At 63.3% G+C, this 18315-nt stretch carries 20 protein-coding genes; 11 read left to right on the forward strand and 9 right to left on the reverse strand.

Going from position 1 to position 18315, the window contains the following annotated elements:
• Positions 1-14: 14 nt before the first annotated feature.
• Entirely contained in the window at positions 15-794 is a 780-nt protein-coding gene (locus tag K3756_RS07020; protein ID WP_259992246.1) for a type III pantothenate kinase, read from the forward strand.
• Complete coding sequence (locus K3756_RS07025) at positions 791-2458, forward strand: ribonuclease J (RefSeq protein WP_259992248.1); 1668 nt, start codon at positions 791-793, stop codon at positions 2456-2458. Before K3756_RS07020 ends, K3756_RS07025 begins: the two co-directional genes overlap by 4 nt.
• A 95-nt stretch (positions 2459-2553) precedes the next feature.
• On the opposite strand, the gene K3756_RS07030 is transcribed toward K3756_RS07025, so the two are convergent.
• The 4 genes from K3756_RS07030 to K3756_RS07045 all read right to left on the reverse strand — a co-directional run bounded on the left by K3756_RS07030 (position 2554) and on the right by K3756_RS07045 (position 7866).
• Positions 2554-4080, reverse strand: a complete 1527-nt coding sequence (locus K3756_RS07030; RefSeq protein WP_259992251.1) for a DEAD/DEAH box helicase — start codon at positions 4078-4080, stop codon at positions 2554-2556.
• A gap of 136 nt (positions 4081-4216) precedes the next feature.
• Positions 4217-5155: a glycosyltransferase family 2 protein gene (locus K3756_RS07035; protein ID WP_259992253.1), complete on the reverse strand. Its 939-nt coding sequence runs from the start codon at positions 5153-5155 to the stop codon at positions 4217-4219.
• Positions 5156-5159: 4 nt separating this feature from the next.
• Positions 5160-6779 (reverse strand): peptide chain release factor 3, encoded by a 1620-nt coding sequence (locus K3756_RS07040; RefSeq protein ID WP_259992255.1) that lies wholly within the window; start codon positions 6777-6779, stop codon positions 5160-5162.
• 76 nt (positions 6780-6855) lie between these two features.
• Entirely contained in the window at positions 6856-7866 is a 1011-nt protein-coding gene (locus K3756_RS07045; protein ID WP_259992257.1) for a Hint domain-containing protein, read from the reverse strand.
• Positions 7867-8006: 140 nt separating this feature from the next.
• Between K3756_RS07045 and K3756_RS07050 the strand changes: the two genes are divergently transcribed.
• From K3756_RS07050 to K3756_RS07070, 5 genes are all read left to right on the forward strand, one after another.
• The gene (locus K3756_RS07050) at positions 8007-8786 is read left to right on the forward strand and encodes an SDR family oxidoreductase (RefSeq protein ID WP_259993510.1); all 780 of its coding nucleotides are present in this window, start codon (positions 8007-8009) and stop codon (positions 8784-8786) included.
• Positions 8787-8792: 6 nt separating this feature from the next.
• Positions 8793-9914, forward strand: coding sequence for a DNA alkylation repair protein (locus K3756_RS07055; RefSeq protein ID WP_259992259.1), 1122 nt, complete (start codon positions 8793-8795; stop codon positions 9912-9914).
• An 83-nt stretch (positions 9915-9997) separates the two neighbouring features.
• The gene (locus K3756_RS07060) at positions 9998-11086 is read left to right on the forward strand and encodes an ABC transporter ATP-binding protein (RefSeq protein WP_259992261.1); all 1089 of its coding nucleotides are present in this window, start codon (positions 9998-10000) and stop codon (positions 11084-11086) included.
• Positions 11087-11107: 21 nt separating this feature from the next.
• On the forward strand, positions 11108-11458 hold the full coding sequence (locus tag K3756_RS07065) for a Lin0512 family protein (protein WP_259992263.1): 351 nt from the start codon (positions 11108-11110) through the stop codon (positions 11456-11458).
• Positions 11451-11807 carry a Lin0512 family protein gene (locus tag K3756_RS07070; protein ID WP_259992265.1) on the forward strand — a complete coding sequence of 119 codons (357 nt, stop codon included), beginning with the start codon at positions 11451-11453 and terminating at the stop codon, positions 11805-11807. The genes K3756_RS07065 and K3756_RS07070 overlap by 8 nt, the downstream gene beginning before the upstream one ends.
• Here the strand turns inward: K3756_RS07070 and K3756_RS07075 are convergent.
• Both K3756_RS07075 and K3756_RS07080 read right to left on the reverse strand, forming a co-directional pair.
• The gene (locus K3756_RS07075) at positions 11804-12475 is read right to left on the reverse strand and encodes a YafY family protein (RefSeq protein ID WP_259992267.1); all 672 of its coding nucleotides are present in this window, start codon (positions 12473-12475) and stop codon (positions 11804-11806) included. The two genes, K3756_RS07070 and K3756_RS07075, sit on opposite strands and share 4 nt — an antisense overlap.
• 3 nt (positions 12476-12478) lie before the next feature.
• Positions 12479-12793: a hypothetical protein gene (locus K3756_RS07080; RefSeq protein WP_259992269.1), complete on the reverse strand. Its 315-nt coding sequence runs from the start codon at positions 12791-12793 to the stop codon at positions 12479-12481.
• A gap of 213 nt (positions 12794-13006) precedes the next feature.
• Between K3756_RS07080 and tatA the strand changes: the two genes are divergently transcribed.
• From tatA to K3756_RS07100, 4 genes are read left to right on the forward strand one after another with little or no spacing between them, the layout of a single operon-like run.
• Positions 13007-13249 (forward strand): twin-arginine translocase TatA/TatE family subunit, encoded by a 243-nt coding sequence (gene tatA / locus K3756_RS07085; protein WP_259992271.1) that lies wholly within the window; start codon positions 13007-13009, stop codon positions 13247-13249.
• 4 nt (positions 13250-13253) lie between these two features.
• Positions 13254-13724, forward strand: coding sequence for a Sec-independent protein translocase protein TatB (gene tatB / locus K3756_RS07090; protein WP_259992273.1), 471 nt, complete (start codon positions 13254-13256; stop codon positions 13722-13724).
• Positions 13721-14638, forward strand: a complete 918-nt coding sequence (gene tatC / locus K3756_RS07095; protein WP_259992275.1) for a twin-arginine translocase subunit TatC — start codon at positions 13721-13723, stop codon at positions 14636-14638. The genes tatB and tatC overlap by 4 nt, the downstream gene beginning before the upstream one ends.
• A complete protein-coding gene (locus K3756_RS07100; protein WP_259992278.1) occupies positions 14635-15480 on the forward strand; it encodes an ATP-binding protein in 846 nt (281 codons plus the stop codon). The genes tatC and K3756_RS07100 overlap by 4 nt, the downstream gene beginning before the upstream one ends.
• Positions 15481-15522: 42 nt before the next feature.
• Here K3756_RS07100 and K3756_RS07105 read toward each other — a convergent pair whose 3' ends face one another.
• The 3 genes from K3756_RS07105 to surE are packed head-to-tail and all read right to left on the reverse strand — an operon-like array spanning position 15523 to position 18272.
• Positions 15523-16773, reverse strand: a complete 1251-nt coding sequence (locus tag K3756_RS07105; RefSeq protein WP_259992279.1) for a peptidoglycan DD-metalloendopeptidase family protein — start codon at positions 16771-16773, stop codon at positions 15523-15525.
• A gap of 60 nt (positions 16774-16833) precedes the next feature.
• A complete protein-coding gene (locus tag K3756_RS07110) occupies positions 16834-17490 on the reverse strand; it encodes a protein-L-isoaspartate(D-aspartate) O-methyltransferase (RefSeq protein ID WP_259992281.1) in 657 nt (218 codons plus the stop codon).
• Positions 17487-18272 carry a 5'/3'-nucleotidase SurE gene (gene surE, locus K3756_RS07115; protein WP_259992283.1) on the reverse strand — a complete coding sequence of 262 codons (786 nt, stop codon included), beginning with the start codon at positions 18270-18272 and terminating at the stop codon, positions 17487-17489. The genes K3756_RS07110 and surE overlap by 4 nt, the downstream gene beginning before the upstream one ends.
• Positions 18273-18315 lie beyond the last annotated feature (43 nt).

Raw genomic sequence — 18315 nt, forward strand, 5'->3', positions numbered from 1 at the left:
CGAGGGGAAAGCACATGCTTCTGGCGATTGATTGCGGCAACACCAATACCGTCTTTTCGATCTGGGACGGGTCGTCCTTTATCGCAACCTGGCGCACGGCCACCGAATGGCAGCGCACGGCGGACCAGTATTACGTATGGCTCAGCAGCCTGATGAAATTCCAGCAGCTCGACGTCGAAATCACCGATGTGATCATCAGCTCCACGGTGCCGCGTGTGGTGTTCAACCTGCGGGTCTTTGCGGACCGGTACTTCAACACGCGCCCGCTTGTCGTGGGCAAACCGGAGTGCGCGCTGCCGGTGGATGTGCGCGTCGACGAAGGGACCGCGGTGGGGCCGGACAGGCTGGTCAACACAGTGGCGGGTCATGATCTTTACGGCGGTGACCTGATCGTGGTCGATTTCGGCACCGCAACCACCTTTGATGTCGTAGCGTCAGACGGCGCATATGTCGGAGGGGTGATCGCACCGGGTGTTAATCTGTCACTCGAAGCCCTACATAACGCTGCAGCGGCCTTGCCCCACGTCGATATTTCCAAACCACAAGCGGTTGTCGGTACGAATACCGTCGCTTGTATGCAATCGGGTGTCTTTTGGGGTTATGTCGGTCTGGTCCGTGAGATATGTGCCCGGATCAAGGCGGAACGGGACCGCGATATGAAAGTTATCTCGACTGGAGGGTTGGCGCCGCTGTTTCAGCAGGCCGTGACCCTGTTTGACGAATACCAAGATGAACTGACGATGCACGGTTTGACCGTGATACATAAGTATAACAAGGAATGTGCTGAACAATGAGCAGCGAACGATTGATTTATCTGCCCCTCGGTGGGGCAGGCGAAATTGGCATGAACGCCTATGTCTACGGCTATGGCCGCCCCGGTAAGGAGCGGTTGATCGTGGTGGACCTTGGCGTCGCCTTCCCCGACATGGATACCAGCCCCGGCGTTGACCTGATCATCGCCGACATCGCGTGGCTGGTCGAACGGCGTGACCGGATCGAAGCGATCTTTGTCACCCACGCCCACGAAGATCACGTGGGCGGTGTTGCCCACACGTGGGACAAACTGCAGGCCCCGATTTATGCGCGGACGTTTACCGCCAACATCGCGCGCCGCAAGATGGACGAATACGGCCATCCCGATGATGCGGTACGCATTGCGTCGCCTTGGCCCGAAACAATCGAGGCCGGCCCCTTCAAGGTTGGCTTCCAGCCGATTTCCCACTCCATCCCCGAAAGCAGCGCGCTCGTCATCGACACGCCTGCGGGGCGGGTCGTGCATTCGGGCGACTTCAAGGTCGATCTGACGCCGGGCGTCGGCGAACCTTTCGATCCTGCCGCTTTTGAGGACATCGCCAAGGACGGCGTCAAGGCGCTGGTGTGCGACAGCACGAATGTCTTCAGCCCCGATGCGGGCCGCTCTGAGGCCACGATCGGCCCTGACATCGAAGCTCTGGTCGCCTCGGCCAAGGGCATGGTCGTGGCCACGACATTCGCCTCCAACGTGGCGCGTGTGAAAACACTGGCCGAAGCGGGCCAGCGGGCAGGGCGCTCTATCGTGCTGTTGGGCCGTGCGATGAAACGCATGGTCGACGCGGCACAGGAAACCGGCGTACTGGCCGACTTCCCCGGTACCGTCAGCCCCGAAGCCGCACGCGACATTCCGCGCGAAAATCTGATGCTTCTGGTCACCGGCAGCCAGGGCGAACGCCGGGCCGCCTCCGCACAGCTTGCGCGGGGCAAGTACATGGGGCTGGAAATGCAAGAGGGCGACATGTTCCTCTTTTCCTCCAAGACCATCCCGGGCAACGAAAAGGGCGTGATCCGCATCATGAACCAGTTCTCGGAAATGGGCGTGGATGTGGTTGACGACAGTTCGGGCAAATATCACGTGTCGGGCCACGCCAACCGTCCCGATCTTGAAACGCTGCACGACATCATCAAGCCGCAGGTGCTGATCCCGATGCACGGCGAACACCGCCATCTGCGCGAACACGTGAAAATCGCCGACGGCAAAGGCATCACCGGCGTGCTTGCGGTCAACGGCATGATGGTCGATCTGTCCGGCAACGCGCCCAAGATCGCCGAATACATCGACACCGGCCGCACCTATCTCGACGGCTCGGTGCAATACGGTGCGATGGACGGTGTCGTGCGCGACCGCATCCGCATGGCGCTGAACGGTCATCTGACCGTGACGGTCATCATGGACGACGAGGATGAACCGCTCGGTGATCCGTGGGTCGACGTGATGGGCCTGCCCGAAACGGGCAACAGCCGCGCCGCACTGGTCGATGTGGTCGAAGCGGACCTGAGCCAGTGGTTGGGTCGTCAAAAAGCCAAAACGCTGCGCGACGACGAGGCGCTGAACGACGGTCTGCGCAAAGCGGCACGGCAATCCGCCTTTGGCGAGATCGGCAAAAAGCCCGAAGTCACCGTGGTGGTCAGCCGTCTGAGCTGATCCCTGGCACCCCCCGCAAGGGGGGACACACAAAATAAAAGGCCCGCCTGCATCCCTGCAGGCGGGCCTTTTTTGATCTTACGTTTGGGGAGGGGTCAGGCCTTCTGACGCTCCTCAAAGCTCATTTCGATGAAACCGGGCGTATGATCGCCCAGACCCACGACCTGATTGCCACCGCGACGGTTGTTGTCGCCTCCCTTGCCGCCACGGCCACGGCCGCCACGTTGGGATTTGTTGCCATCGTCGTGTTTGCCACGCTGCTGGCGCTTGGGTTCTTCGGTCTTTCGTGGCTCTTCGGTCTGCACCGCGGGCTGCTCCGCCACAGGGTCGGCCTTGGCCTCCTGCTGTGCTTCCTTGGGCGCCTCATCCGATTTGCGGCTGCGCGACCGGGTACGCTTAGGCTTGTCGGTCTTGTCGCCCTCGGGATTCGCGTCAGACTTCTGCGCCGGTGCCGCGTCATCGGCCTTGGCCCCGCCAAGCGGGTTGTCGAGCCGCGGGATCGCCTTCTGCACCAATCGCTCAACATCCTCGAAATTCTTCTCGTCGCGCGGCACGCAGATCATGATGGCTTTGCCATCGCGGCCCGCGCGGCCCGTGCGGCCGATGCGGTGGACATAGTCCTCGGCATGGCTGGGCACGTCGAAGTTGAAAACATGGCTGACCGACGGCACATCCAGACCGCGCGCGGCCACGTCGGACGCCACAAGAAAGCGCAGCTCGCCATTGCGGAAACCGTCAAGCGTGCGTGTCCGCTGGCTCTGGTCCAGATCGCCGTGGATCGGGGCCGCGTCATAGCCATATTTCTTGAGCGATTTGGCCACCACGTCCACATCCATCTTGCGGTTGCAAAAGATGATCGCGTTGGTGCATTTCTCGCCCTCCGCGTCGATCAACGCGCGCAAAACCTTGCGCTTTTCGCTGGCTTCGCGGTCCTTGCGCGATGCCTTGAACATCAGCACACCCTGTTCGATGTTTTCCGATGTCGTCGCCTGACGGGCCACTTCGACCCGCTCGGGGTTCGACAGGAACGTATTGGTGATCCGCTCGATTTCGGGGGCCATTGTCGCCGAAAAGAACAGCGTCTGGCGGGTAAACGGTGTCAGCCCGAAAATGCGTTCGATATCGGGGATGAAACCCATATCGAGCATCCGGTCCGCTTCGTCGACGACCATCACTTTCACGTCGGACAAGATCAGTTTACCGCGCTCGAAATGGTCCAGCAAACGGCCCGGTGTCGCGATCAGCACGTCCACGCCCTTGTCGATCAGCGTGTCCTGTTCCTTGAACGACACGCCGCCAATCAACAGCGCCTTCGTCAGCTTCAGGTGCTTGGTGTAGGTGTCGAAATTCTCGGCCACCTGTGCGGCCAGTTCGCGGGTCGGGCAGAGCACCAGACTGCGCGGCATCCGGGCGCGTGCACGGCCCCGCGCCAGCGCGGTGATCATCGGCAGAACAAAGCTGGCGGTCTTGCCGGTGCCTGTCTGGGCGATGCCCAGCACGTCGCGCCCCTCGAGGGCGGGGGGAATGGCGCCTGCCTGAATCGGTGTGGGGCTTTCATAGCCCGCTTCGGCAATCGCCTTGAGTACCTTTGGATTAAGGTTGAGATCGGTAAATTTCGTCATGTGTATCCGTATGTTGCGGACACTGACTTGGCCCGCGGCATCTTTCGTGCAGGCCCGCATGGCCCATCGCGTCAACGCGACCGCGGCCGGGGCCGCTGCATCTTGGGTCTGCGCATAGCAAACGCAGGTTGTGGCGTCAAATCATTGACGTCTGAGGAAAATATTTGCGCACATATGTGTCAAATGGGATCGACTGCACGTACAGCAGCCCCTCCGCCTCAAGCCGGGCGCGCAAATCGGGGCTGTCGGCGCAGACCTCGTCGAAAAACCGGCGCAATCCGGCCTCGGGGTCGTCCTGCATCAGAAAATCAAACAGCTCGTGGGTGGTGATGCCGCCGCGTTTGCGCGGCTTTGCCGGGCCCAGATCGGCGCGGTATGATCCCTGCTCGAACCGGTAGTGGAAACTGCGCTGCCACGCCTCCCACGAAGGGGCGTGAAAATGCGCCAGCTGGCAACCGGGCAGTTCGACACCCGCGGGGTTCATTTCGCCGTTCTGGAACACGTTGTGGATGCGCAGCTTCACATCTGGCAGCCCTGTACGCACAAACACCTTGCCCGCGATATGGCTCAGGAAACCGCCTTTGAGAAACTCGCCGAAATGGGGATAGAGCCGTGACACCGTGGGCTCGCGCTGCGGTCCTTGCGGGACAAACTGTTTGAACGCATCACCGCTGCCATCGGCCAACAACTCCATCGGACGGGCGCGGGCGTTCAACACCTGCGGCCCGAGTGCGGCCAGTTGCGCATCGATCGGTGTCCGCGGCACCAGAAACTCGTCCACATCGATATGTGTGATCCACTCCAGATCGCGTGCCTCGTGGTACGCCCGTGTGGCGTTGATGGTCTGGCGGGCCTGATGGGCATCGGGCCGTCCGCCCTTGCGTGCGGCCCAATAGGCCTCGTCGCACTGCGTCAGCACCACTTCGGGGCGGTCGCGCAGCGCGGCTTCGGCCGCAGGGCAGGGCGCGTCGAGGTACAGATACAGCCGCGCCGCGCCCGTGTGCAGATGGTAGGCCACAAACCGGAGGATCGCGGGCGCCTCCGCCTTGATGGTCGACACCACGCCCCAGGTCACGCGATTACACCATCATTTCTTTGGTCGCGGTCAATGTCACATCCGGATAATCCCGCTCAACACGGTCGATGTCCCATTGCAGGCGCGTCAGATACACGATGTCACCGTCGTGATCATGGGCGATGTGCTGCTTGTTGGCATCGGCAAATTTCTCGACCGCCGCGCGGGCCCCGTTGACCCACCGCGCCGAGGTAAACTGCGATTGCTCGAAACGCACGGGCAGCCCGTATTCCAGCTCGATCCGGCTGGCCAGCACTTCGAACTGCAGCTGGCCGACAACGCCCACCACAAAGCCCGATCCGATCGAGGGTTTGAACACCTTCGCCGCCCCTTCCTCGGCAAACTGCATCAGCGCCTTTTCAAGGTGCTTGGCCTTAAGCGGATCGCCCGCCCGCACGCCCTGCAAAAGCTCCGGCGCAAAGGACGGGATGCCCGACACGCGCAGCGCTTCACCTTCGGTCAGCGTGTCCCCGATGCGCAGCTGTCCGTGGTTGGGGATACCGATGATATCCCCGGCCCAGGCCTCCTCGGCCAATTCGCGATCGGAGGCCAGAAACATCACCGGATTGGTGATCGCCATCGGCTTTTTGGTCCGCACATGGGTCATTTTCATGCCGCGCTGGAAATGCCCCGATGCCAGCCGCACAAAGGCGACGCGGTCGCGGTGCTTGGGGTCCATATTGGCCTGCACCTTGAACACGAAACCGGCGACCTTCTTCTCTTCGGGCAATATCTGGCGCGGCTCGGCCGACTGGATCTGCGGCTCTGGCCCGTAGGTGGCGATGCCCGCCATCAGCTCCTTGACGCCAAAGCTGTTGATCGCCGACCCGAACCATATGGGCGTGAGCGAGCCCTCCGCCATCAGCGCCGGATCAAGCGGCGGCATCAGCTCGCGCACCATCTCCAGATCCTCGCGCAGCTTGGCCAGCAGGTCGGCGGGTACATGTTCTTCCAGCTTGGGGTCGTCCAGCCCGTTGATCTCGATACTCTCGGCGACCTTGTTGCGGTCGGCGCGGTCCATCAGCTCCAGCCGGTCGCGCAGAATGTCGTAGCAGCCCAGAAAATCGCGGCCGACGCCGATGGGCCAGCTGGCAGGCGTTACATCGATGGCCAGGTTTTCCTGGATTTCGTCGATGATCTCGAACACATCGCGGCTTTCGCGGTCCATCTTGTTACAGAACGTGAGGATCGGCAGATCGCGCATCCGGCACACTTCAAACAGCTTTTGCGTCTGGCTCTCGACCCCCTTGGCCCCGTCAATCACCATCACCGCCGCATCCACCGCCGTCAGCGTCCGGTAGGTATCTTCGGAAAAGTCGGAGTGGCCCGGCGTGTCCACGAGGTTGAAGCGGTAATTGGTCCCGCGATTGAGAAAATCGAAGGACATCGCGGAGGCGGATACCGAAATGCCGCGGTCCTTTTCCATCGCCATGAAGTCCGACCGCGTGCGGCGCGCCTCACCCTTGGCGCGCACCTGTCCCGCCATCTGGATCGCTCCCCCGAACAGCAGGAACTTTTCCGTCAGCGTCGTCTTGCCCGCATCGGGGTGGCTGATGATCGCAAAGGTCCGGCGGCGCGCGATTTCGGCGGGCAGGTCGGGGCGATTGGTGGGGGTGTCCAACATGGGTGTGGGTCCTAAGGGGGCAAGGGAATGCAGCGTTGGCCGTTCATACCTGACCTGCGGGCGGGCGCAAGCGCGGCTATCTGCCGGATGCCTTGCGCAGCAGAGCGGCGGCATCGGGGCGGCGCAGCAACCCTTCCTGCACATCCAGACCGGCGTGGGGCAGGTTGGAATGTCCGGGGATCACATCACCGAGGTTGCGCGACAGATCGTGGGGCAACACCGGCCGTGTGCGGCTGTCGATCAGCATCGATTCCGCGGCAATCCCTTCGGCATAGATGATCTGGTGGCTGTCAAACAGCAACTGGTAGTAATCGACAAACCCGCCCTGCTGGACCAGCACCGTCTCATGATCCACCAGATGGCGGGCCTTGACCAGCAGCTCGGCGCGCCCCGCGCCCAACTCGTCCACGCGCTGGTAGATGAACAGCCGGTGATCGGGGCTGACGATCAGATCGTTTTCGTTGCTGAGCGTCCCCGCTGTGATGCGGATCGGAGCGAATTCGCCCACCGCGCGGGTGGTGGTATGCCCGATCCAACGCAACGTCTGTATGCCATCGTCGCGCGTCAGGATACGGTCGCCGACCCGCAAATCCTCGACGGGGGTCTGGGCGCCCGTCGCCATCGTGATGTGGGTGCCGCGGGTAAAACTGACACAGGCAACCTGGGCGAATTTCGTCTTTGCCCCGTCGCGGTCGATCCCGACAAGCCGGTACTCCACCTGCGGCAAGAGGCTGGCAAAGGGCAGCAGGAAAATCTCGGCCACATGGCCCGCGTCGTCAACTTCGACCAGCAAAATCGCATCGTGGATCTGCCCCTCGGGCGACATGAATGTCAGCGCACTGTCCATGTGGATGCGCGCCCCGGGGGTGCCGATCTGCGTGTCGGTCCCGACCAGAAAACTCGCGTCATCCGCCGCTAGCAGCGACAACCGCGCGGGATCGGCGCCAAAGCTCAGCTCGTACACATCATCGAGGATCAGCTCGTTGGCAAACGACAGCAGGTCGCCCATGTTCGCACCATCGGTCGCGCGAAACTGGTCCGCCACAAAGACGGGAACACTCTGCGATGAAGGGGTGCCTTGGGACATGCGCGCGCTTTCTTAGGGACTGCCGGACATGGCAGTAACGTAGGATTGTGGCACGCAGCGGTCAACGGCGCGGTGTTTTGCTGGCAACCCTGCTTGCGCTGGTGTTAGCTATGGCCGAAACGCAACCGAAGGAGAACGGCATGGATCTGGGGATCAAAGGCAAACGGGCGCTGGTGTGCGCCTCGTCAAAGGGTTTGGGACTGGGCTGTGCCGAAGCACTGGCCGCCGCCGGTGTCGATCTGGTGATGAACGCACGCGGCGCGGAAACGCTTGACGCCGAAGCGGACCGGCTGCGCGGCACCTACGGTGTCAATGTGCAAACCGTGGCGGCCGATGTGGCGACACAGGACGGTCAGGCCGCCGTGATCGATGCCGCGGGGGCGGCGGACATTCTGGTGAACAATGCGGGCGGCCCCCCTCCGGGCATGTGGCAGGACTGGGACCGCGACGATTTCATCGCGGCGCTGGACGCCAACATGCTGGCGCCGATCGCCCTGATCAAAGGGCTGGTGCCCGCCATGATGGACCGCGGCTGGGGCCGGGTGGTCAACATCACATCGCAGTCGGTGCGCGCGCCCATCGGGGTGCTGGGGCTCAGCAACTCCGCCCGCACCGGTCTGACGGGCTACGTCGCGGGCACCTCGCGGCAGGTTGCGGGATCGGGCGTGACCATCAACAACCTGCTGCCCGGCATCCACGCGACGGACCGCGCGGATTCGCTCGACGGCGCGGTGGTCAAATCGCAAGGCATCACCCTTGAAGAGGCGCGCGCCCAACGCGCGGCAACCATCCCTGCGGGGCGCTACGGCACCGCGGCGGAATTCGGGGCGGCCTGCGCATTCCTGTGTTCCACACACGCCGGTTTCATCGTGGGCCAATCCATCCTTCTGGACGGTGGCGCCACGAACATCACGATGTAAGCCGCTGTGGCAGAACGGTTTTCGCTCAAGGACCACCTGTTCAACCCGCAGACCGTGGCACAGCTGGCGGAGGATTTCGCCCGCGGTGTACCGGGCTTTGACGGTGATGCCTTCACCGCCAAGGCGCTCGGCGGGTTTGACGGGCGCGAGTTGCTCGAACGGCTGGACTGGCTCGCCGATTGCGCACAGGCGCAGCTGGCGGGCGATTTCCCCACGATGGCGGACCAGCTCGAAGCCGCACTGCCGCCGCCACTGGACCCGACCCTGCGCGACGATGACTTCGGGCAGTTCATCCACGCGGTGCCGGGCATTCTGGCGGTGCGCCACGGGCTCGAACACCACCGCGACCGCGCGCTCGATCTGCTGTATGCTGCGACGCAACGCTTCTCGATGGAGTTCTACATCCGGCCCTTCCTGAACCGCTGGCCTGCCGAAACGCTCGCGCGGCTGCATGAATGGGCGCAGGATGACAACTATCACGTGCGGCGGTTGGTCAGCGAGGGCACGCGCCCGCGGCTGCCGTGGGCAAAATCCGTGCGCCTGAACCCTGACCAGACGCTGCCGCTGCTGACCCGGCTGCATGGCGATCCCACCCGCTATGTCACGCGGTCGGTCGCCAATCACCTCAACGATATTGCCAAAACAGATCCGGACCGCGTGCTGGGTACGCTGGACGACTGGCAGGCAAGGGAGGTGCAGGCAAAGGCAGAACTGGACTGGATGCGCCGCCACGCGCTGCGCACGCTGATAAAGCAGGGGCATCCCGGCGCGATGGCGGCGCTTGGCTACCGGCAGGACGTGCCGCTCAGCGCCCGGATCACTCCGGCGACCGGCCAAGTGGCCATTGGCGATGTCTTGCCCTTCACGGTGACGCTCGCCGCGGATGTCTCGCTGCCGGTGTTGGTGGATTACCGCATCGGTTTTGCCCGCCCGGGCGCCAAGACGGCGCAGAAGGTGTTCAAGCTCAAGACCGCGCGGATCAGCGCCGGAACCCCGCTGGAGCTGACCAAAAAGCACCGGTTCAAAGGCGACGCGACGACCTTCACGCTGCATCCCGGGGTGCACACGATCACCGTGCAGGTGAACGGGCTGGACGTCTGCGAAACGCAGGTGACGCTAACGGGCTGATCCGCGCGGACATGGTCGCTTGCAGGGGGCGGGCGGGGCTGATAGCTGATAGCTGACTGAATTGATCGGATAAGCCACCGCCGATGGACGCGCCCACGCCCAGACTAGAAATCCGCAACCTCAAATGCAGCTTTGACGGCCGCGCCGTTGTGGACGACGTGAGCTTGCAGATCATGCCGGGGCAGGTGACGTGCCTTCTGGGGCCCTCGGGCTGCGGCAAATCGACGACACTGCGGATGATCGCGGGCGTCGAAATGCAGGACAGCGGCACCATCCACGTCGACGGAAAGCTGATTTGCGACACCGTGTTCCGCGTGCCGCCCGAACGGCGCGAAATCGGTCTGATGTTTCAGGATTTCGCCCTGTTTCCGCACCTGAGCGTGGCCGACAACGTGGGCTTCGGGCTCAAGGGGGTGAGCAAGGCCGACAAACGGGCGCGGGTCGAAGAACTGCTCGCACGTGTCGATCTGCTGCGCTTCATCGACGGCTATCCGCACCAGTTGTCGGGCGGCGAACAGCAGCGGGTGGCGCTGGCGCGCGCATTGGCCCCGCGGCCCCGCATCATGCTGATGGATGAACCCTTCAGCGGGCTCGACAACCGCCTGCGCGATGGCATCCGCGACGAAACCCTCGGCATCCTCAAGGAAGAAGACACCGCCGTTCTGCTGGTCACGCACGAACCCGAAGAGGCGATGCGCATGGCCGATGAGATCGCGTTGATGCGCGACGGCAAGATCGTGCAGCAGGGTGCGCCCTATAACGTCTATACCCGCCCCGTCGACCGCGCGTCGGTGGCGTTTTTCTCGGATGCGAACGTGCTGCCTGCGCGGGTCGAAGGGGCGCTGGCCCAGACGCCGTTCGGCGGGTTTCTGGCCCCCGGTCTGCCCGACGGCACGGATGTCGACATCGTCTTTCGCCCGCAACACGTGCGCATCGATTTCGACCGCGCGGGCAAGGGTCCGGTGCCCACATCGGTGGACGGCACGCCCGCACGGGCGGTGGTCGAACGCGCCCGGTTCATGGGCAACGAAAGTCTTGTGGAATTTCGCATGGATGTTGACGGCTCCAGCCTGAAATCCACGGTGCCGAATGTTTTCCTGCCACAGCCCGGCACGGTCATGTGGCTGACCATCAGACGCGACAGATGCTTTATCTTTCCGCGCAAGACCTGACTGCATAACCGGGGGGACGACATGCAAAAACTGCTGGTAGAATTCGGGATGGGCACATCGCTGCGGCGGGGCGACTATACGCAAGCCGCTGAACGTGCGGTGCGGGACGCCCTGTGGCACAACTCGATCAATCTCGCCGAGCTTTTCGGTTTTGACAAAACCGACATGCAGATCACACTGGATGTGGGCGTGCAGAACCCCGACGCGGTGGATACCGACCGTCTGCGCGCGGTCTTTCCCTATGGCCAAGTGACAGTGAACGTCACCCGCGGCGGTCTGGACGCGCCCCGCCCCGACGGGGACGGGCATCCCACGATCATGGCCAATGTCGCCCTGTCTGTCGGCTTCGATATGGAGAAAGCGGATGTCTGAGCAACGTGTCATCATCGAAATGGGCATGGGCAACGACCTGCACGGCATGGATTACACCAAGGCCGCAGGCCGCGCGATCGACGACGCGCTGCGCCATTCGTCCCTGCCGCTGTTCGGAGTGCTCGATCTGCCGCATGCGGATATGCGGGTGCAGGTCACCATCGGGGTGCAGGATCCCGACCGGCTTGACCTTGACGCATTGCGCGCGCGTCTGCCGCGGGGCCGCGCCGAGGTCCGCGCCGTGTTCGGCGGGCTGAACGTGCCTGCAAACGGGGAAACGATCGTGATTGCCCAAGCCTCGGTCGAGGCGTTCGTCCCGCCCCAGACCGGTTGGCGGCTCAAGCGCTAGAGCCGCTTGAGATAGTCGGCCATCGTTTTGCCCGGCTCATCGGTGAAAAGTTCCGGCAACGCTTCGGCGCTTTCGATCAGGTCAAGCCGGAACACCCGGTGATCGCTGCGCAATTCGCACCACGCAGTCAGCGTCCACACCCGCCCCCAATATTCCATGTGCAGGGGCCGGATCATGCGCGACGTGACCGCGCTGTCCTTCGCGGTATAGGTGATCCGCAGCTTCTGGCGCGCCTTGATCGCGGCGCGCAACGTGGGCATCTGGGCAAAGCCACGTGCCGCATCGGCAAAGGGATAGACCGCGAATTTCCACGCATCCGCTTCGGCGACAACCGATTGCGGCAGCACGGCGTCGATCTTGTCGGCCAGACTGTCTGCGGCGGATTTCAGGTCGGGGTCGGCCACTTCGGCGGCAATGGCCAGCCCGAGGTTCAGCGCTTCCAGCTCCTGCGCGGTCAGGGTCAGCGGCGGCAGCGTGATCGCTTCGGTAATCATATAGCCGACGCCACGCTCGCCCTGAACGGGCACGCCGGATGCCACCAGCGTGTCCATATCGCGGTAAAGCGTGCGCACCGATACCTCCAGACGGTCGGCCATCTGCTGCGCGGTGTGCAACTTGCCGTCGCGCAGGATCTGGATGATGTCAAACAGGCGGTCGGTGCGGCGCATGGGCTAGGGATGGGCCAGCATGATGTCGGCGTGGCGCAACTGCATGCCTTGCGCATCGATCATCTGCATCATCGGGGCGGCGCGCGGGTCTACCATGACCGCGTTGGCCGTGGCCTTTGCGACGGCGAGCGACGTCCAGGTGATGTGATCGGTCCACAGGCCATCGGCATCGACGCTCAGACTGCGCGACAAAACCGCCTGCGTTTCCTCCAGCACGGGCTGCAACGCGCCCGCCGCACGCACAAAGGCCTCCGGCGCCGTGCCGGGCACCAGTCGGAACGTCACGACTTCGGCGACGGGGGTAGGGTGGTCAGACATGGGAAACTCCTTTTGATGTCATGTCCGCTCCTTTTGCCGGGGTCCAACTGACATAAACCTGTCAGTTGATTGTCGCAATGGCCGATTTTTCTGCCTCCGGCCCCCGCAGCCCCCCCTTTTTCACCTGGTTTGAGTTTTGGCAGCGCAGCATTCTTGATAATCCAGTGCCAACCGCCCCGACATCCGGGGTGCATCTTTGATAGGAGAACTGACATGCTGAACAATATCGGATTGCCGGGCCTGCTGCTGATCGCTGTGGTCGTGCTGGTCCTTTTCGGCCGCGGCAAGATTTCATCGCTGATGGGTGAAGTCGGCAAGGGCATCACCAGCTTCAAGAAAGGCATCAGCGAAGGCGAACAGGAACAAAAAGACGAAGCGCTCGCCGATCATTCGTCCACCGACGACGCCAACACCGTCGGCACAACCGTCGGCACCGAGCATAAGGACAAGGTGTAAGCCTGTGTTCGATCTTGGCGCGACCGAAATGCTGGTAGTCGGGGTCGTGGCGCTGATCGTCGTTGGCCCGAAGGACCTGCCGGTCATGTTCCGCAAGGTGGGCCAGTTCGTGGGCAAGGCCAAAGGCATGGCGCGCGAATTTTCCTCCGCCATGAACGACGCGGCGGACCAGTCCGGCATGCGCGAGGTCTCCAGCGGCATCAACAAATCGCTCAAGGCGGCCAGCAACCCGCTGGGCACCGCGATGGACGGCGTCAAAGACGCGACAACCGCGCTCAAGGATGTCGATCCCGATAGCGAAACCGCCAAACTGGCTGCCAAGCGGGCCGAGGACGTCAAGCGGATTCAGGCCGGCACCGCCCGCGCCGCCGCCGAACGCAAGGCCCGCGAAGCACAGGAAGCGCTTGAAAAAGCCTCCGCCCTCGAAGCTGAGCTCAAGGACAGCCCCGAGCCCCAGAAGAAAGCCGACACATGAGCGCGACAGACGACATTGACGACAGCACCGCGCCGCTGATCGAACACCTCGCCGAACTGCGCACCCGTCTGATCCGGTCGGTGCTGGCCTTTATCGTGGGCATGATCATCTGCTTCAGCTTCGGCAGCGCGATTCTCGACTTCCTGCTGGTGCCGATCGAAAACACGATGCGCAATCTGGGTAACCCCAACCCCGTGATGCAGTACACCGCCCCGCAGGAATACTTCTTCACGCTCATCCGCATCTCGATGGTCGGCGGGCTCGCGATCAGCTTTCCTGTCATCGCGAACCAGTTGTGGCGCTTTGTTGCGCCGGGCCTTTACAAGAACGAAAAATCGGCCTTCCTGCCGTTCCTGATTGCCTCTCCGGTGCTGTTCCTGATGGGGGCCGCCTTTGCACATTACGTGGTTGTGCCGCTGGCGATGCAGTTCTTTCTGGGCTTCTCCGACGCCGCCTCCTATCTCGCGGCACTTCTGACCGAAGGGGCAGAGGCGACATCGGGCATCGACATCGTCTTTAACGGCAAGGTCAACGAAAGTCTTGATATTACGCTGAAAATGATCGTGGCCTTTGGTCTGTGCTTCCAGCTTCCGGTGCTGCTGACGCTTATGGGCAAGGCCGGTCTGGTGTCGGCCGAGGGGCTGCGCAACGTGCGCAAATACGCGCTGGTCGGTATCTTGTTGCTGGCCGCGCTGGTCACGCCGCCCGATGTGGTCACCCAGCTGATCCTCTTCGTGGTCGTCTACGGGCTGTACGAGGTGTCGATCTGGCTGGTGGCCCGCGTTGACGCGAGACGCGAGGCGCAGTTGCGTGCCGATGGCTATTACGACGACGAAGATCTCGACGATGAGGCGCTGGACGATCTGGCCGAGTTCGAGGCCGAAGATCCCATCGTAGAGGACCGCAAGGAATGATCGACGATCCGATGGACCGGATCGCGGCGGCGCTGGAGCGGATGGCTCCCGCGCCGCTGGCGTCTCCGGATTTCGACGCGGCACAGGCGTTTGTCTGGCACACCGACCCTGACCGGCTTGAACCCGTGGCAAAAGTGTCGCGCGTCGACATCGAACTGCTGGTGGGCGTCGGCCGCGCCCGCGATACCCTGCTGGAAAACACACGCCAGTTCGCCGCCGGACTGCCCGCGAACAACGCTTTGCTCTGGGGCGCGCGCGGCATGGGAAAATCCAGTCTGGTCAAAGCCGTACACGGTAGCCTTCAAGCGGATTTTCCGGCCCTCAAGATCGTGGAGTTGCAGCGCGAGGACCTGCCGTCAGTGGGCCGTCTGCTGAACCTTCTACGCGGGTCGGACGCGCGGTTCATCCTGTTTTGCGATGACCTCAGCTTTGGCCACGATGACGCGCATTACAAATCGCTCAAGGCTGTACTGGATGGCGGCATCGAAGGGCGGCCCGACAACGTGGTGCTTTACGCCACATCGAACCGCCGACACCTCATGCCGCGCGACATGATCGAAAACGAACGCGGCTCTGCGATCAACCCCGCCGAGGCGGTCGAGGAAAAAGTATCACTGTCGGACCGGTTCGGCCTCTGGCTGGGCTTTCACGCCTGCGATCAGGACCAGTATCTCGCGATGATCCGGGGGTATTGCGACGCGCACGGCGTGGACATCGACGAGGATACCCTGCGCGCCGAAGCGATCGAATGGCAGGCCACCCGCGGCAGCCGGTCGGGGCGCGTGGCGTGGCAATATTTCACCGATCTCGCAGGCCGGCGCGGCATTGCGCTGAACGGCTGATACAGCGCACAAAAAAGGGGGCCGCGCGGGCCCCCTTGATCCTTATCCGTTCAGGAACGGGTTGGGATCGACACTGTCGAACCCCTGTCTCACCTCGAAATGCACAAAGCTGTCGTCGCCGCTGCGCAATTTGGCAATGGCCTGACCGCGTTTGACGCTATCGCCCTTCTTCACCGACACATCCGTGACGTTGGCATAGACGGTCAACAGGTTGTTGGCATGGCGCACCACAACGATCGGCACGCCTTCGCCCGACTTGGTAATTGCCGCGACCGTGCCGCTATCGGCCACTTTGACGGGGGTGCCGGGGGCGGCCTTGATGTTGATGCCTTCGTTCTTGCCCTTGGCATAATCGCGGATGATGGTGCCGGTCACCGGGGTGACCAACTGCGCGGGTTTCGGGGTCTTGGTGGTCTTGCCGACATCGGCCACGGGTTTTGGCGGCGGCGCGGCAGCCGCCGTTTGTGTCGGCGCGGGTTTTGCGGGCGCCACCTTTTCCTGCGGCAGCGGTTTGACCGCGGATGGCGGGGTCGGGGTCGGTGATCCGCTGCCCGGCGCGGTCACATCCGCCGAGGGCTGCGCCTGCGCCTGTACCTGCGAGGGCGGCTTCTGCGAGGCCACGGGGATCAGCAGGAACTGCCCCTCGCGGATCGCGAAATCGGGGCCAAGCCCGTTCCACTCCGCCAGCGCCTTGACCGGCACATTGTAAAGCCGAGCCACCGTATAGGCGCTCTCCCCGCGTTCCACCTTGTGGCGCACAGGTTCCGCGCCGGTCTGCCGTGGGGCCGCGGCCGGTGTCGGCGCGTCGAGCGTTTGCGTCTGTACGCCTGCGGTCGATGGCACACGGTCAATCGCACCCCCCGCAAGGCTGCCGATATCGACACCCGCGGGCTGGATCGGTCCTGTGCCGCGGGCACCCGTCGCGGGCGAAGGTTCGGCCACGCGGGTCGGCAACGCGATGATCTCTCCGTCGCGCAGCGGCACGTCCGTGGCAATGCCGTTGAAGCGGCCCAAGGTTTGCGCGTTCACGCCCACGCGTTGTGCCACGTCCAGTATCGTATCGCCGCGCTTGGCCACCGCCACCTGGTAATTGGGATAGGAAATTACGCCGCGGCTGTCGGGGCGGGGGCGATCCGCCACCGCGTTGACCGCCGCATCCGACGTCGAAAAGCCGCCCGTCAGCCCGCGCAGATCGAAATCAAGCGGCTGGTTTTCGCATGCGGCCAGCGCCATTGCGGCGGCTCCCGCCAGAAGGGTCAAACGCACCCGACGGCGCGAAGTCTGAAGTGTCATGTGAATGTCCTCATCACTGCCCATCCCGTGTGCCCGGGATTTCGCAGCAGTATAACGCAATTATGTGTCTTTGCCCAACCCTTCGAGCAACGGAACGAAGCGCACGGCGCGCATTTCGTCATATTCCAGACCATCGGCGGTTTTCCGCACACGGATCAGGTGCTGCACGGTGTCGGACTGGCCCACCGGCAACACCATGATGCCGCCTTCCTTGAGCTGGGCAAGCAGCGGGCCCGGGGGGTCCTCGGCCGCGGCGGTCACGATGATACGGTCAAACGGGGCCTGACCGGCCAATCCGTGGCTGCCATCGGCGGTCAACGCGGTGATATTGGTCAGGTCCAGCGCCTCGAAAACATCGCGTGCGGCGTGCACTAGGCGGCGATGCCGGTCGATGGTATAGACCCTTCGTGCCAGCTTGCTCAGGATCGCGGCCTGGTACCCCGAACCGGTCCCGATCTCGAGCACCTTGTCGCGCGGGCTTACCTGCAAGGCCTGCGTCATCAGGCCGACCACCGAAGGCTGGCTGATCGTCTGCCCGCAGGCAATCGGCAACGGCATGTCCTCATAGGCGCGCTCTGAAAACAGCCCCTTGATGAACGGGCCGCGGTCGACGGCTTCCATCGCCCCCAGCACACGCTTGTCCGTGACGCCCTTTGACCGCAGGGCGTACAGGAACTGCATCTTGCGCTCCGCCTCGCTGGTCGCCTCGTCGCTCACGTATCGAAATCCGCCAACCCGCCCATCGCGTCATGCGCTGTCAGATCGGCGCGCATCGGCGTAACGGAGACATAACCGTCCAGATTGACGGCCGCATCGGTGCCCGCGGCGGGCGGGGTCTGTTGATCGCCCCCCCGGATCCACAAAAAGCGCCGTCCGTTGGGCGCAGTCATCGCCTCGGTTGAGAAATTCACCCCCGGCCTGCGCCCCTGCGGGGCCAGTTTGATCCCCTTGACGTCGGCGCCGGGAACGGGCGGGAAATTCACGTTCCAGAAAATGCCGTAGCCGCGCTTTTCGTCCGTTTTCTGCGCCAAAATCCGGCGACAGACCTCCGCGCCATGCTGCACCGCCGCTTCGAACGGATTGTCGAGCGTGCGGTTCGCGGGGCCGTAGAACTGCGACAGCGCAATGGCCGGATAGCCTTGCAAGGCCGCTTCGATCGCGGCACCGATGGTGCCAGAATAAAGCGTGTTCTCCGCCGCGTTATTGCCGCGGTTGACCCCCGACAGCACCAGGTCGGGCAGCGCATCCTTCATCGGGTCATATAGCGCGCACAGCACGCAATCCGCGGGGCTGCCGTCAATCGCAAAGCGGCGCGGGCCGAATTCCGAAATCAGCGTAGGCTTGGTGTAATTGATGCAGTGGGCCACGCCCGACTGCTCGAAGGCGGGTGCGACGGTCCACACATCCCCCCCCGGACCGGCAAGCTCATGGGCAATGGCCTCCAGAACCTTCAGGCCCGGTGCGTTGATACCGTCGTCATTTGTAATGAGAATGCGCATCTTCGGGCCCCTTTGGCACTTGATAGACAAGGCCCGCTTTCCG

Origin of the sequence: Sulfitobacter sp. S190 (assembly GCF_025141935.1) — a bacterium.
Classification (GTDB): Bacteria; Pseudomonadota; Alphaproteobacteria; order Rhodobacterales; family Rhodobacteraceae; genus Sulfitobacter.

What these genes read in the sequence shown, in the direction of transcription:
- K3756_RS07020 (WP_259992246.1), top strand. Translation starts at nt 15, where the DNA reads ATGCTTCTGGCGATTGATTGCGGCAACACCAATACCGTCTTTTCGATC.
- K3756_RS07025 (WP_259992248.1), top strand. Translation starts at nt 791, where the DNA reads ATGAGCAGCGAACGATTGATTTATCTGCCCCTCGGTGGGGCAGGCGAA.
- K3756_RS07030 (WP_259992251.1), bottom strand. Translation starts at nt 4,080, where the DNA reads ATGACGAAATTTACCGATCTCAACCTTAATCCAAAGGTACTCAAGGCG.
- K3756_RS07040 (WP_259992255.1), bottom strand. Translation starts at nt 6,779, where the DNA reads ATGTTGGACACCCCCACCAATCGCCCCGACCTGCCCGCCGAAATCGCG.
- K3756_RS07045 (WP_259992257.1), bottom strand. Translation starts at nt 7,866, where the DNA reads ATGTCCCAAGGCACCCCTTCATCGCAGAGTGTTCCCGTCTTTGTGGCG.
- K3756_RS07050 (WP_259993510.1), top strand. Translation starts at nt 8,007, where the DNA reads ATGGATCTGGGGATCAAAGGCAAACGGGCGCTGGTGTGCGCCTCGTCA.
- K3756_RS07060 (WP_259992261.1), top strand. Translation starts at nt 9,998, where the DNA reads ATGGACGCGCCCACGCCCAGACTAGAAATCCGCAACCTCAAATGCAGC.
- K3756_RS07065 (WP_259992263.1), top strand. Translation starts at nt 11,108, where the DNA reads ATGCAAAAACTGCTGGTAGAATTCGGGATGGGCACATCGCTGCGGCGG.
- K3756_RS07070 (WP_259992265.1), top strand. Translation starts at nt 11,451, where the DNA reads ATGTCTGAGCAACGTGTCATCATCGAAATGGGCATGGGCAACGACCTG.
- K3756_RS07075 (WP_259992267.1), bottom strand. Translation starts at nt 12,475, where the DNA reads ATGCGCCGCACCGACCGCCTGTTTGACATCATCCAGATCCTGCGCGAC.
- K3756_RS07080 (WP_259992269.1), bottom strand. Translation starts at nt 12,793, where the DNA reads ATGTCTGACCACCCTACCCCCGTCGCCGAAGTCGTGACGTTCCGACTG.
- tatA (WP_259992271.1), top strand. Translation starts at nt 13,007, where the DNA reads ATGCTGAACAATATCGGATTGCCGGGCCTGCTGCTGATCGCTGTGGTC.
- tatC (WP_259992275.1), top strand. Translation starts at nt 13,721, where the DNA reads ATGAGCGCGACAGACGACATTGACGACAGCACCGCGCCGCTGATCGAA.
- K3756_RS07100 (WP_259992278.1), top strand. Translation starts at nt 14,635, where the DNA reads ATGATCGACGATCCGATGGACCGGATCGCGGCGGCGCTGGAGCGGATG.
- K3756_RS07105 (WP_259992279.1), bottom strand. Translation starts at nt 16,773, where the DNA reads ATGACACTTCAGACTTCGCGCCGTCGGGTGCGTTTGACCCTTCTGGCG.
- surE (WP_259992283.1), bottom strand. Translation starts at nt 18,272, where the DNA reads ATGCGCATTCTCATTACAAATGACGACGGTATCAACGCACCGGGCCTG.